12 protein-coding genes and 1 pseudogene are annotated in these 13,532 nt (G+C 66.5%); 5 read left to right on the top strand and 8 right to left on the bottom strand.

Going from position 1 to position 13,532, the window contains the following annotated elements:
* The first annotated feature begins 86 nt into the window (after nucleotides 1-86).
* Complete coding sequence (locus ACWDUA_RS02110; protein ID WP_449749343.1) at nucleotides 87-686, top strand: TetR/AcrR family transcriptional regulator; 600 nt, start codon at nucleotides 87-89, stop codon at nucleotides 684-686.
* 66 nt (nucleotides 687-752) lie between these two features.
* Here the strand turns inward: ACWDUA_RS02110 and ACWDUA_RS02105 are convergent.
* Nucleotides 753-2,341: pseudogene (locus ACWDUA_RS02105) on the bottom strand (ABC transporter permease).
* A 17-nt stretch (nucleotides 2,342-2,358) separates the two neighbouring features.
* Entirely contained in the window at nucleotides 2,359-3,264 is a 906-nt protein-coding gene (locus ACWDUA_RS02100) for an ABC transporter ATP-binding protein (protein ID WP_449749342.1), read from the bottom strand.
* 101 nt (nucleotides 3,265-3,365) lie between these two features.
* Between ACWDUA_RS02100 and ACWDUA_RS02095 the strand changes: the two genes are divergently transcribed.
* A complete protein-coding gene (locus tag ACWDUA_RS02095) occupies nucleotides 3,366-4,001 on the top strand; it encodes a TetR/AcrR family transcriptional regulator (RefSeq protein WP_449749341.1) in 636 nt (211 codons plus the stop codon).
* A 109-nt stretch (nucleotides 4,002-4,110) separates the two neighbouring features.
* On the opposite strand, the gene ACWDUA_RS02090 is transcribed toward ACWDUA_RS02095, so the two are convergent.
* From ACWDUA_RS02090 to ACWDUA_RS02065, 6 genes are all read right to left on the bottom strand, one after another.
* Nucleotides 4,111-4,392, bottom strand: coding sequence for a hypothetical protein (locus ACWDUA_RS02090; RefSeq protein WP_449749340.1), 282 nt, complete (start codon nucleotides 4,390-4,392; stop codon nucleotides 4,111-4,113).
* Nucleotides 4,393-4,421: 29 nt separating this feature from the next.
* A complete protein-coding gene (locus tag ACWDUA_RS02085) occupies nucleotides 4,422-4,583 on the bottom strand; it encodes a hypothetical protein (protein ID WP_449749339.1) in 162 nt (53 codons plus the stop codon).
* Nucleotides 4,580-6,016, bottom strand: coding sequence for a wax ester/triacylglycerol synthase domain-containing protein (locus tag ACWDUA_RS02080; protein ID WP_449749394.1), 1,437 nt, complete (start codon nucleotides 6,014-6,016; stop codon nucleotides 4,580-4,582). Before ACWDUA_RS02080 ends, ACWDUA_RS02085 begins: the two co-directional genes overlap by 4 nt.
* 14 nt (nucleotides 6,017-6,030) lie before the next feature.
* On the bottom strand, nucleotides 6,031-7,524 hold the full coding sequence (locus ACWDUA_RS02075) for an HAD-IB family hydrolase (RefSeq protein WP_449749338.1): 1,494 nt from the start codon (nucleotides 7,522-7,524) through the stop codon (nucleotides 6,031-6,033).
* The gene (locus tag ACWDUA_RS02070) at nucleotides 7,521-9,794 is read right to left on the bottom strand and encodes a glycerol-3-phosphate 1-O-acyltransferase (RefSeq protein WP_449749337.1); all 2,274 of its coding nucleotides are present in this window, start codon (nucleotides 9,792-9,794) and stop codon (nucleotides 7,521-7,523) included. Before ACWDUA_RS02070 ends, ACWDUA_RS02075 begins: the two co-directional genes overlap by 4 nt.
* Nucleotides 9,795-9,916: 122 nt before the next feature.
* A complete protein-coding gene (locus ACWDUA_RS02065; protein WP_449749336.1) occupies nucleotides 9,917-10,786 on the bottom strand; it encodes a D-hexose-6-phosphate mutarotase in 870 nt (289 codons plus the stop codon).
* Nucleotides 10,787-11,541: 755 nt separating this feature from the next.
* Between ACWDUA_RS02065 and ACWDUA_RS02060 the strand changes: the two genes are divergently transcribed.
* Genes ACWDUA_RS02060 through ACWDUA_RS02050 form a run of 3 tightly spaced genes read left to right on the top strand, consistent with a single transcriptional unit; the run spans nucleotide 11,542 to nucleotide 13,521 of the window.
* Nucleotides 11,542-12,558, top strand: coding sequence for a type 1 glutamine amidotransferase domain-containing protein (locus ACWDUA_RS02060; RefSeq protein WP_449749335.1), 1,017 nt, complete (start codon nucleotides 11,542-11,544; stop codon nucleotides 12,556-12,558).
* Nucleotides 12,559-12,598: 40 nt separating this feature from the next.
* Complete coding sequence (locus ACWDUA_RS02055) at nucleotides 12,599-13,027, top strand: nuclear transport factor 2 family protein (protein WP_449749334.1); 429 nt, start codon at nucleotides 12,599-12,601, stop codon at nucleotides 13,025-13,027.
* Between the two features lie 14 nt (nucleotides 13,028-13,041).
* A complete protein-coding gene (locus tag ACWDUA_RS02050) occupies nucleotides 13,042-13,521 on the top strand; it encodes a nuclear transport factor 2 family protein (protein ID WP_449749333.1) in 480 nt (159 codons plus the stop codon).
* Nucleotides 13,522-13,532 lie beyond the last annotated feature (11 nt).

Here is a 13,532-nt window from a genome sequence, read left to right as displayed (position 1 = left end):
GCGTATCTATTTCGCACGCGCGTAATAATACGAATCGATTAAGTGCTCGTTACGCCCGATTCGAGGCGGTCTGAGAGGGTTGAGGCATGCCGAAAGTGGTCGATCACGAGCAGCGCCGCGCAGAACTTCTGACCGTGGTCTGGCGGGTGATCGCCCGCGACGGACTCGACGGGGTGACGATGCGATCCCTCTCGGCGGAGACCGGATGGTCGAGCGGGGTACTCCAGCACTACTTTTCCGGCAAACGCGACATCGTCGTCTCCGCGCATCGACTCGCCTACGAGCGGGCGGGAGAGCGGATCGAGGCCCGGATCCGGGGGCTGCGTGCGCGGGATGCCCTACGGGTGGCACTGCTGGAAGCATTGCCCCTCGACGAGGAGCGGTTGGTGGAGGCGCGCGTGGAGGTCAGCGCATGGTCCTTGGCGATGAACGACCCGGAGTTTCTCGCGATCCGGGAGGAGAGCCTGCAGGCGTGGCGGTCGTTGCTGGTCGACATCATCGCGGCCGCCCGGGCGAACGGGGATGTGCACTCCCCGATGACCGATGATCTGCTCGCGCACGAGGTGTTGGCACTCGTCGACGCGATGTCGGTGCAGGCGGTGCTCTTTCCCGCGCTCGCGACCCCACGACGACAGGTGGAACTCGCCGACGCGCTCCTGGGCAGGATTCTGACCGGGGACGCTTGATCGCGGCGCGTCGTCGATCAGGACGTCCTCACCGATGACCCGCTCTCGCCCGACGACGGGTCCCGATCACGGTGTGTCGCGCTGCCGGAACCCGGCGAAGCCGACGAGCAGGAACCCGGTGGCGAACAAGCTGATCCACAGCAGCCCCCACCAGTTCTGCGCTCCCGCAGACACATCCGGCACGTGATAGAAGGGGCTGATGGCCAGGGCCCAGTCGGGGAGCTTGAAGCTCGGTCCGAACAGGGTGAGCACGAACGAGGCGAGGACCCCGATCCACGCGGCGACCATGACCTGGGGCCGCACACCGGTCACGGTCACCGCGATCGCGATCACCGTCCAGACCGCGGGGATGGTGACGATCGCCTGGAACAGGGCGTCCCCGAATCCGATTCCGATCCCGGCCGTCGAGGCGAAGATCCCGATGAACACACCGGCGACGACCAGGAACAGGATCGGCGCGGCGAAGGCGACCATCACCGATGCGGCGAGGTACCGTTGCCGGCTGACCGCGGTGGCGAGTACGGGTTCTGCGCGATCGGAGAGTTCTTCGGTCCGGACGCGGGTGATGATCTGGACCCCGGCGATCGCGGCGATGATGCCCACCAGGGACAGGATGGTGGTGAGGAAGGCGGCGATGAGGTCGGCCGGCGAGGCCGCGCCCGACGCGAAGACCTTGGCCATGACGGGATTGGCGGCGAAGAGGTCGTTGACCGACCGGGTGAAGTAGCCGAACACGACGCCGAGCCCGATGAACGCGAACGACCAGGAGATCACTGCCGACCGGTTGAGCTGGATCGCCAGGGCCAGCGGCGTGCGGGCCCGGCCGCGCGACGGGCCAGGGGACGGGGCGATGAGTCCCTGACCGAAATCGCGGGAGATCTGAAGGGCGAAGCCGATACTCGCGACGACGAGGGCGAACACGACACCGAGGAGCAGCGGCCACCAGTGATCCCCTGTGGCAGGTCGGGTCTCCTCGATCCAGCCGAGCGGGTTGATCCAGGCGGTCCACGCGGGCGCGTCGATCGAGTACAGGAATCCGCGTAGCACGAACAGGATTCCGAGCACCGTCACCGCGATCGAGGTGGCGGTCCGTGAATCGGAACCGATCTGGGCGGTCACCGCGGCCACCGCTGCGAACATCCACCCGGTCACCGTGAACCCCGCGCTCAACAGCAACGATGCCTGCCAGCCGCCACCACACAACCCGGTGACGACACCGGAGACCACGCCGACGGCGAGAGAGGCGACCACGGCCATCAGCAGTGCGGTGAGCAGACGTGACTGGCGGCCGAGCACACCGGCGGCGAGCAGTTCGGCCTGTCCGGAATCCTCTTGTCCGCGACTGGCCTTGACGACGATGAAGATGGCTCCAGTGCGGTGATGAATCCACCCAGGGCCAGACTGCGCCACGCGGTGAAGCCGTCCACGGTCGAGAGGTCGAAGGCGGGGCCGAAGATCAATCCGAGCGCCGGATTCGATCCGACGGTGGCAGCGAACACCTGGCGGTCGAGGAGATCCGGATACAATAGCGGATACGCGATCACCGACGACACGGTGAGGGCCGTCGCGATCACCACCCATGGCGCGAAGGAACGCGCATCGTGGCGCAGGGACGCCCGCAGCAGCGGTGCGGTGCCGGCGACTGCGCCGGACACGACCGTCGGGGTGGCCGTCACCGGTTGCCCTCGGCGGCGTCGTCGTACAGTCGGAGGAACAGGCTTTCCAGGGACGGTGGTTCCACCGTGAGCGACTGCAGGCCATAGGGTGTGAGCGCTTCCATCGCCGTGCCGATGCGGTCCGAATCGACGGTGGCGGTCAGGCGGTGTCCGTCGATGGTCAGGTCATGCAGCATCGAGAGATCCGCACGGTCGGGAACGGTGCCGAGATCGGCGCGCACGGAGGTGCGGGTATGTCCGCGCAACTCGGTCAGGGTGCCGGTCTCGACGATCGCGCCGTCACGGATGATGCTGACGCGATCGGCCAGGGTCTCCACCTCGGCCATGATGTGGCTGCTGAGCAAGACCGATGCCCCGCGGGCCTTGGCCTCGTCGACCACCTCCTGGAAGACGCTTTCCATCAACGGGTCGAGACCCGACGTCGGTTCGTCCAGGATGAGCAATTCCACGTCGGAGGCCAGCGCGGCGACGATCGCCACCTTCTGGCGGTTGCCCTTGGAGTACTGACGTCCCCGCTTGGTCGGGTCGAGTTCGAAGCGGTCGATGAGATCGGCCCGGCGCGTCTCGTTCAGGCCACCGCGCATCGACCCGAGCAGATCGATGGCCTCACCCCCGCTCATCGACGGCCACAACGACACATCGCCCGGGACGTATGCCAGCCGACGGTGCAATGCGACAACGTCGGTCCACGGGTCCCCGTCGAGGAGACGCACGCGCCCGGAATCGGCGCGCAACAGACCCAACAGCACGCGGATCGTGGTCGACTTCCCGGCGCCGTTGGGTCCGAGGAATCCGTGGACCTGTCCGCGGCGCACCTGCAGATCGAGGCCTTGCAGCGCGGGGAACTCTCCGAATGACTTGTGCAGACCTGCGATGTCGATGACGAGATCATCGGTGGCCATGGTGTCCTCCAGGGTGGTGCGGCTGGACCGATGGTTCCACATACGAGGAATTAATTCCACGGTAGAGGAGATATTTCGACACCCCGGGTACTCTTGTCCAGGTGAATCACGACGTGGCGGCTTCGGAGCGTCGCGGCCGCGGTCGTCCCGCCGGCGACGGCGCGAACCGTGCGGCAATCCTCGATGCGGCGAAGGTCATGTTCGGTGCCCACGGATACGACGGTGCGTCGATGCGGGCCATAGCCGCGGCCGCCGGGGTCGACCCCGGCATGATCAGGCACTTCTTCACCGACAAACACGGCCTGTTCGCCGCCACGATCGCCGACCGGACCGAGTTCCCCTCCCGGATGGCCGCCGCGTTTGCCGGTGACCGGGCGCACCTCGGTGAGCGGGTGGCGGCGGCCTACCTCGGCGCGTGGGAGGACGAGGCGACCGCGCCGATCCTGCGTGCGATCGTTCGGACGGCACTGACCTCGGAACGCACCGCGAATGTGCTGCGCGCGATGTTCGCGACCATGATCATCGCCGAGCTACCGTCCGATATGGCCGACATCGGTCAACTCCCGCTGCGCTTCGCGCTGGCGGGCTCGCATCTCCTCGGTGTCGCGGTGGCGCGCAACCTCGGGCACATCGAGGCCTTGGCCACGATCGACCACGACCATCTCATCGCGATCCTGGCCCCGGTGATCCAGGCATATCTGACCGGGCCGCTGCCCGCGGGCACCGATCCATCGTGACCGGGTGCGCCGGTCGGCGACGTGTGTCGACGACCGGGGCGAGTGTCCCGGTTCGGATGGCCGGATCGGTCGTCGCGATGGTCAACCCTCGTGGGGGCCTGGGCGACGATCACGCGGTCGAACGGGTCGCGATGGTCCCCGGTCGGTTGGTCTGAGGTCGCTGCGTCGGTCGATCGACCGCGAGGGCGGTCGCCGCCATCGCCTCGAGGGTTTCTCCCCACGCCGCCAGCAGGGGGCCGCCATCGAGACGCCCCAGTCTGGTCTTGATCGCGATCTCCCACGCCCGGAGCTCGGCATCGGGCAGCGGTGCATCGAAGTCCTCCGGGACCGTCGACCCCGGGAACTGCCCGAACCGACGTACCTGTGGTGTGACCGGGCTGATCACGGCCACCGGACGCCCGTGTTGGTGATGGTGATCTCCTATCCGGTGCGCTCCACCTCGGCGAGCACCGCATCGAGCCTCGCCTTGGCCTCGGTGCTGCTGATGGTCTTCACCGCACCAGTCCAGTGCGGGCGGACCAGTAGGACAAGTCGGAGTGACTCGATGAAGGGTGGGAGTGGCCGGTGTGGGGCGATCCTCACTCCAGCCGGCGTAGCACGCCCGGTTCGACACCGTCGTCGGCGGCCAGTGCGAGCACCTCACCGAAGCCTGCGATCAGGCAGTCCGCGAACAAATCCAGGTCGGTGACCGCGGCACCGTCGGAATTGATTCCGAGACAGGCGGTTCCGTTGTGGGTGATCATGGTCGCCATCATCGCGCAGCCGGGCAGCGGGCCGAAGGGGAACATCCGCTCCACCTTGGCGCCGGCGACATAGCTGTCCCAGGGGATTCCGGGGACGTTGCTGGCCTGCAGGTCGTTCTGGCTGGTGGTTCCGCTGAACTGCATGAGCACCGTTCCGGGTAGCCAGGCCATCACCGAACCGAGGGTGTTGAAGATGTCGACGGCCGGTTCGTGACGGGCCAGCCGTACCTGCTCCCGGATGGTGAGGACCCGCTCGAAGGGGTCGGCGATGCCGACCGGACCGGCCAGGCGTCCCACGGCGATCCGGTTTCCGCCGGCCGGATCCTCGGGGCGGCGCACCGAGATCGGGATAGCCACCGGGATCGCGTCCACCGGGGAGTCCATCTTCTCGTGGTAGATCCGGAATCCGCCGATCAGGCCGGCGAGATAGACATCGTTGATCGAGGCGTGCACCGCCGTGGCCGCCGCCTTGAGATCGGTGAACGGCACTTCGAAGGCGCTGAACCGCCACGACAGACTGCGATGGGCGAGTAGCGGGGAACCGGGCGGGCTCACCAGACCGGCCACCCGTGGAACCGAACGGCCGTAGCGCAGTGCGGAACTCAATGCCCGACGCGGATTGGCGAGGGCGCGTACCCCTTTGAGAGCCAGGTCGATGCGGTGCGGGATACGTCCGATCTCGTCACCGATCTGCCGGCCGATGAGGTCGAGTGCTCCGATGTTGACCGGGTCGGGGCTCGGTGGCTGCGGTTTGCCCGGACTGTGTTCTCGCGTGGGCGAATGCAGTTGGGCCAGAACGATGATCGCGCCGAGGCCGTCGGTGAGGGCGTGGTGGGCCTTGAGGAAGTACGCGGCCTTGCCGTCGGGTAGTCCCTCGATCAGGGTGCCCTCCCACGGCGGGCGGGCCGCGTCGAGCGCAGTCATCGCGAGCTGCTCACACGTCACCAGCAACTCGCGCATGCTGCCATCGCCACCCAGCTTGATGCGGCGTAGGTGGTAGTGCAGGTCGAAGTCGGGATCGACTGCCCAACTGGGTGTTCCGGCGCCCAGCGGTGAGTCGACGACGCGTTGTCGGAACCGCGGCGCCATCCGGCTTCCCCATTCATGTGCCGCCACGAGACGATCCCAGTCGGGGCTGCAGTCGTAGATCTCCAGCATGCAGATGGTCCCGCGCATCCGACGGTCGGTGTCGCCGCGCCACATGATGGTGTCGACGGAGCTCATATGGGGTTCATTGGCCCAGTCGAGGGGCCGATCCCTGCCGCCCGTCATCTCGCCCTTGTCACTCACGAACGGTCCTCCTCGGTTGCCCGGTCTGCGGTGTCGTTCGTCCCGTCGGCAAACGACTCGAGTGGCCAGTCGGCCAATGCGGTCACATACATCTGACGTACTTCTGCTGCGCGGGAGGGGATCTCGTCGGCGGTCCAGTTCGAGGTGTCGATCGGTGGCAGGACCATCACCTCGACGGTGCCCGGCCGGATCAACTGCGAACCACGCCACATCAGTTCGCCGGTGTTGCGCAGCACCACCGGGACGATGGGTACTCCGGCCTGCATGGCGATGTGGAACGGCCCCTTCTTGAACGTCCCGACCCGGGGTGTCGGAGAGCGGGTCCCCTCCGGGGCCACCACCAACGACATCCCCTCTTCTCGAAGGGCTTTGACCGCGGGGGCCAGTTGCTCGATCGCACGGGACCGGTCGCTCCGGTCGATGAACACCAGACCCGCCTGATCGAGGATCTGCCCGAGGACGGGAACCCGCTGCACCTCCTTCTTGGCCACGCCCGTCGCGTCCGCCCGGATGAGGTTGATCATCACCGGCAGATCGAGTTTCGACTGATGGTTGAACAAGAAGACGCACGGCCGTGCCGAGGTCAGGTATTCGCCGCCGTCGAGCACCCGCACGTGGATGCCGGCCAGCGACAGCCCGACATCGGTGCCGGTCGGCAGGATGTCGACGAGGGCATGCGGGTCGCGTCGGATCAGCCCGGTGGTGAGACCGACTGCGGCGGAGGCGATGAACGACCCGTAGAAGGCGCCGGTGCGGGCCAGCATGCCCACCCGGTTGTAGGTGGGGTTCTTCAGATCGATGATCGGCCACCCGCGGGACTCGGCCTCGGCGCGAAGCACCCGCCGCGGTGACACCGCAGCCGGATTGCCCACCGACTCCAGGTAGGGGATGTCCTCGTCGCCGTCGCTGTAGGCGAAGGACGAGGCCAGATCGATTCCCTGCTCGCGCGCCAGCGCCCGGACCGCGGCGGCCTTGCCCGGACCCCACAACGGCCGGCCCAGCACGTTGCCGGTGACCACCCCGTCGACCACCTCGACGTCGGTGGCGAGGGCGTAGTCGGCGTCGATCTCCCGGGCGATCGGCTCGATCTGGAACCGGGTGGCCGACGACGCGATGACGATGGTGTGCCCCATCTCGCGATGTGCGCGCAGGATCTGCCACATCTGCGGGCGCAGTTTGGAGGCGGTCTCGTGCTTGAACAGGTGATCGCCGAAGTCGATGAGCTCGGCGTAGGTCTTGCCGGCGAAGGTGGGTTTGGTGGCCTCGAGTACCTCCGCGTAGTCCTGTTCGGAGACCACACCACGCAACCCGATCAGCAGGAACTCGGCGAGCTCGCCGAGCCCGAATTCCATGCTGCGAACCCGTGCCCGCATGATGTCGGCTGCCGAGAAACCCTCGATCAGGGTGCCGTCGTAATCGAACAGCGCGGCCACCTTCTTGCCGGTCGGGGCGGAGCGGATGGCGTGCATCCGGTCGGTGAAGGCATTCACCGTGCCACCTCCGATCCGATCGCCGGCTGGATCGCCTCGATCGAGGCGATCCGGGACAGCCGGTCACGCATCAGTTCCACCTCGTCGAGCCACCGTTGTCGTGCGAGCGGGAGGTCATCGATGTTCTCGCCGTGGATCAGACCCCGGTTGTCGGCGAGCTGGTACCCACCGTCATAGAGGTCCTTGGACACCGAATCCTTGCTGCGCACAATATCTTGCAGCGAGAGCTGTCGGCCCAGACCGAGACAGTCGGAGATCAGGTCGTCCCGGTCGCGGGATGCGGAGCCGAGTTGCACCAATCGCGTCGCCACCACGAGCTGTGCGTCGAAGAACGGCTGGAGGGTGCGTCGGGCCAGCAGGGCGCCGGTGTGTCCGTGTAGCACCTCGTAGGTCCACTCCTGGGTGGGTGTCACCTCGCGCCAGCCGGGGGCGAGCAGGTCGAGTTCCTGTCCCAGCCGGTGCAGGAACTCGGTCTTGGGCGGGAAGAAGAACTCGAATTTGAGCAGGTCCCGGATGCGCAGCGCCTCCTGTTGGGACGCCGTGAGCAGACTGTCCTTCGTCTCGGGATCCCCGAGGTGGGTGACCTCGCCCTCGGCCACCACCAACATGCCGACCTCGACGATCGCGCGATCGACGAAGTGGTGGAGCGCGCCGTTGCGGTAGTAGGCGGCCACCGCCCGGTTCTCCGGAACGATCGACCACACCGGCTCGGAGCCGCCCTCGAAGCAGCTCACCACGCCGTTGCCGGCCAGGACCCGCAAGGTCTGGGTCAGCCCGACGCCGCGACACAAGGTCGGGTCCGGGCCGGGCAGATCGCGCCGGGCGATGTAGGTGAGCAGCGGTGACAGGATCGCCTCGATCTCGGGCAGCGTGTACGCCCGGTCCTGGGCGCCCAGCAGCGCGAAGCCCACCAGCGACGTCGCCGTGATCGGTGTGGCGGAGTTGATCTCGTCCATCACCCGGAAGGCGACCTTCTCCAGCCGGGCGGGCCCGTCACCGGCGGCGGCGAGGGCCGCACGCAGGGAGATCGGCGCACCGAAGCGCACTCTGGCCTCGCCGAGGTAGTGCCGTTGCGCCTTGGCGTAGCGCAGCAACCACGCGACGCCTTCGGGCTTCTTGGTGCCACCGGCATCCTCTGCGGCCATCGCCCGGATCTCGTTGAGCTGGTCGTAGACGATCGACGTCGGAACGATGGTGACGTCGGCGTCGTCGAGCTGGCAGACGGCATCGACGACGTAGGTGAGCAGGCCCAGTTTGGGCTGGCGGAGCTTGCCGGTCCGGCTGCGGCCGCCCTCGATGTACCACTCGAGGTTGAACCGCTTCTCGACGATGTGGGCGAGATAGGAGCGCATGGCGAACTTGTAGACCGGGTCCGCGCCGAACTTGCGGCGGATGAAGATCATTCCCGCGCGGCGGGCGACCGGTCCGACCGGCCAGAAGGCGAGGTTATTGCCGCCGAGTACCAGATTCGGAGGGAAGTCGTTGTTGCGCAGCACCTTCGCCAATACCAGGGGATCGACGTAGGAGCGGTGGGACGGCAGAAAGATCAGGCCGGTGGTCTTGTTCAGCGTGCGGAGCTCGTTGAGGTGGTCGACGTCGACGGACACATTCCAGGCCCGCTCGTGCAGTCGGTTGAACGTTGCGGAGAACACGTCGTCCATCAACCGGCTCTGCGTGGCGACGAAGGTCGACAGTTTGTCGGTGGCCTCGGCGATCACCGCATCGGTCGGCCGGCCGAGTTTCGCCGCCAGTGCGGCCGCACCCGATTTGAATCGGGCCGAACTGCCGATCTGCTCGGCGACGAGCCGGGGGACCTTGTATCGGTCGCCGACGATCTGGCGTTCGGCCCGCTCCGCCGACAACGACGCCTGCACGGAGACGAACTCGCCGAACGGTTCCCCCTCGGCCTGGCTGCGCGTGTAGCGGGTACGCAGTTCGGCGATGGTGGCGGGAGCGCCGGCCGCCACTCTCAGACTGTCGGGGCGTCTGCTCTTGATCACCGGTTGCATGAGCCGGGCGGGGCGGCGCGGGTTGGACAGCACCAGCACGTCCCCGAGGGTGACCCGGCGCTCGCCCTGCCGGACCGCGGGCAGCCAGACGGGTCGGACGGGGACGAGCAGGGCCTGCGGCGGTAGCGCGTCGTAGTCGACATCGGCCAACTGGTGGACCTCGGCGTCGGGATAGGTCGACGACGCCCAGTCGGTCACCGCACGCAGCTCGCTCGGCGTACGGGCCTTGGTCAGGACCAACACCGGATCGGTCATGCGCATCACCCCGCGTGTCATGGGTCGGTGCCGCTGCGGCACCGACCACCAGAGCCTCATTGTGACCTGGGTTACACCAAGCGGGGTGGTTTTTGGTGATGGAGCATGGAGTCGTGCAGGTAGAGAAGTCAGTCGAGTGGTGACACCGTGATGATCTGACTCATCGAGTGCGTGGTCCGACCCGGCACCTCGACCACGTCCGGCCCCGCATTCGCGGCCTCGACACACACGAACCCACGCCAATGCGGGCCGACGTCGGCCATCCCGGAGGCCACCGCCTCACCCGGGTTCCAGACCACCGCGGAGTGCGCGCCCTGCGTGACGATCTCGATCCGACGCCCCAGTCCGGGGTCGACGAGGCGATACCGTCCGCCGGCACCGGGATAGATCCGGTCGCTGCGGGCGGGATCGGCCGGGAGCCGCCAGTCGCCGGTCTGCTCGTGGGCGGTCATGCCGTCGAACTTGTCCAGATAGGTCAGACCGGAGAGCCCGTCCACGTGGACTGCCGTGGCATCGGAGACGCGGAAGTAGTTGTGGAACGCCTCGGTGAGGCGGACCGACCGTGTCCCCGGGTTGGTGGTGTGCAGTGTCTGTTCGAGGGATGCGCCGACGCGCAGCGTCATTCGGAGGCGAAGGTCGAGGTGATCGAGGCCCTCGGGTTCCAATTCGATCTCGACATCTCCGGTGTCGAGGGCGCGCCCTCCCGTCGCCGTCCAACCGGCGGTACGCGCATATCCGTGCGACGGCACATCGCCGGTCTGCCCCTCCTTGCCGAAATACGGCCAGCACACGGGGGTACCGCCGCGGATCGGGGTTGGCGGGGCCTTGACGAGTGGCGACACCCAGAACACGTCCTCGGCACCGGTGGGGATGAAGGACAGCACCTGTCCGCCGAACAGCGAGACGGCCGCCCGGGCGTGCGGTGTCTCGACGAGGATCGCGTCGAGACCTTGGTGGGGTCCGATGCTGACGCCGGGGATCTGTTCGAAGTCGATCACCCCATGAGCCTGGCATATGAACGGATGGGGTGTCGGTTCCGCCGGGGGATGCGGCGGCATCATGTGGTCCGTCTCGCCGACGACGTCGACACCGAGTTCAGCGCGCGGCTGTCGGCCGAACCGTGCCCTCCGCGCATCGATTGCCGATTTCGGCGCAAATATGTCGCATTCCTGCCGGGTGTGCCCGCTTGCCGATGGCCGACGCGCATCCCTCCGGTTCACTCGGATCTGTGAGCGCAGAGGTCGACACCGAGACATCCCGGGGTGGTATCCGCCCGGCTGTCGTATGGAACCGGCGTGCTCGCGTGCGTGAACGGCGGCCCTCGACCCATCGGGGAGCTCCTGCGGAGCTCGCCCGACCGGCACAGTCGGGAACCGGGTCGATCCTTCAGAACCGTCAAGATTCTCCGAAGTCTTTCTCCCGGAGGGCTATTCGTTGAAATCGCTCGACGTCGAGAAGTAGACGGCGACATCGGACACGTGAAGACCGCCCCGACGATGACCATCTCATCGCCGGGGTACCGTCGTGTGGATTACGAAATGTTTTGTAGCGCAATGGTTTACACAAATTGCCCATTGGGAAATGTGATCGCAACACTCCAGATGTTTCCTGGGATCAGACGGAGTCCACTGCAGCTATCCGAACTCGAATGCAGGAATCCGCAATACCCCAGCAGGATTGTCCGATGTGCTCCACCGCATGCCGGCGATAGATTTCGACACAGATCACAACAGCCGCACGAAGAGGAAAACGCATGCCCCGCATCGCTTATCTCGTCACCAGCGCACGGGAGATAGATTTCCGTGACAGCCCGCAACATCCCACCGGCTACTGGGCGGAGGAAGCCCTCAAGTCCTACGAGATGTTCGTCGCCGCAGGGGCCGATGTCGTGGTGATGACACCGGACGGCGTACCGCCTGTCGCCGATCCCTACGGCCTCGAAGCGATCTTCCATTACCCAGACGAGGATCGGGACTACTTTGCCTCGGTCTACCGAACCTTCCATCATGATCCGGACGACATTCGGATCACGTTGCACCACACGACAGATCTCCAGCTGATGGCAGCACGGCGGATTACCAAGCGGATGGTCGACAACGGTACGACGCCGATCGATGCGCATGCGATCGTGAGCAAGGCCGCCAAGATCGCCTGGGCCGAGGATCTGCTGCTGGTCGAGGTCATGCTCGACCACGGCCTCGACGCCGGCCTGCCCGAGGCCGCTCTGCGGAGTGCGGTCGAGGAGCTGGAGGCCGACAGCCAGGCGGTATCCGACGACCGCAAGGCCCGGCTCGATGCGATCGACGGCTTCCGATCGCCGGTCAACCTGGCCGACCTCACCGACGCCGACCTGGCCGAATTCGACGCGGTTTTCGCCCCCGGCGGACACGGGCCGATGGTGGACCTGCCCGCGAACCCGGACGTAACCAGGCTTCTGGCCATCCTCCACGCCAAAGGCGCGCCGATCGTCTCACTGTGCCACGGGGTCGCGATGCTTCTCGCTGCCCCGGAGCGGGCCGATGGTCAGTGGTTGTTCGAGGGGTATCGGATGACCTCCTACACCGACGAGGAAGAAGACCAGAATCGTCTGGGGCAGTTGGGGATGTCCTGGTATCTGGACGCCGCACTGAAGAATGCCGGCGCGGTGTTCGACGACGCGCCGTTCGCCTGGGCCTCCCACGTCGTCGTCGACCGCAACGTCATCACCGGGCAGCAGCCCAACTCCACCGAGGCCACCGCCGCGGCGACGCTCAAGGCGCTGGGCCTGTGAAACCCCATCCGATCACCCTGGACCCGAGGAGAGGCCGACCATGAGCACAGCACGCCAGATCGTGGAGGGGTTCGTCACCGGATTCCGTCTGCGCGATCCCGACGCGGCGGTCGCGGCCGTCCTCGAGGACGTCGCGGTGACCGTGTATCCGCTACAGATCGCCGATACCGGAGTGGGCGTCATCCGCACTGTCCTGCAGGACATCTGCACCGCATTCCCGGACCTGCACATCACCCTGACCCATCTCGTCGACGTCGGTGCGGTGCTGGTTGCCGAGATGAAGATCGAGGGCACCCAGGCCGGGGACTATGCCGGGGTGATCAACCAGGAGAAGCACCTCGATGTGGATTCGGCGTGGCGGTTCACCGTATCCGGTGAACGGATCACGGCCGTCGACGTGTACTGGTGCCAGAACCAGCTCCTGCGCCGCCTCGCAGTCAAGCGCACCGACCACGTGACGATCGTCTAGGAGGGAAACAGACAATGACGCAGACTATTTCGGCAACAGAGATCCCCACTCGAACACCGACCGACGTCGTCACCGAGTTCTTCGACGCCTATCGCCGCCGGGACGTCGAGGCGATGACCGATCTGTGTACCGACAACGCCGATTTCTCCTACATCCCCTTCGAGGTGTGGGCCAAGCAGCGCGTGATGCGCGGCGACGGCAAGGTCCGCACCGTCGGCAAGGTGATCTGGAGCGGCCTGATCAACGCATTTCCCAACCTGTACAACGTCGTACACCACATCGATGGCAACGACGACGGCGATGTCGTGGTTGCCTGCGACATCGCCGGAACCCAGCAGTCGGCGTGGGCATTCATCGCGCCGCAGGGCAAACCGTTCTCCGAGCCGCACCTGTTCATCATGCATGTCGACGGCGACGGACTGATCGACAGCATCCGCTGCTACTGGGACAACGCCGGCGTGTGCCGACAACTCGGACACCTCGAAGTCGACTGACGAGAAGGACA

The organism is Gordonia sp. NPDC003376, assembly GCF_053589235.1.
This window is presented reverse-complemented; position numbering and strand designations above follow the sequence as displayed.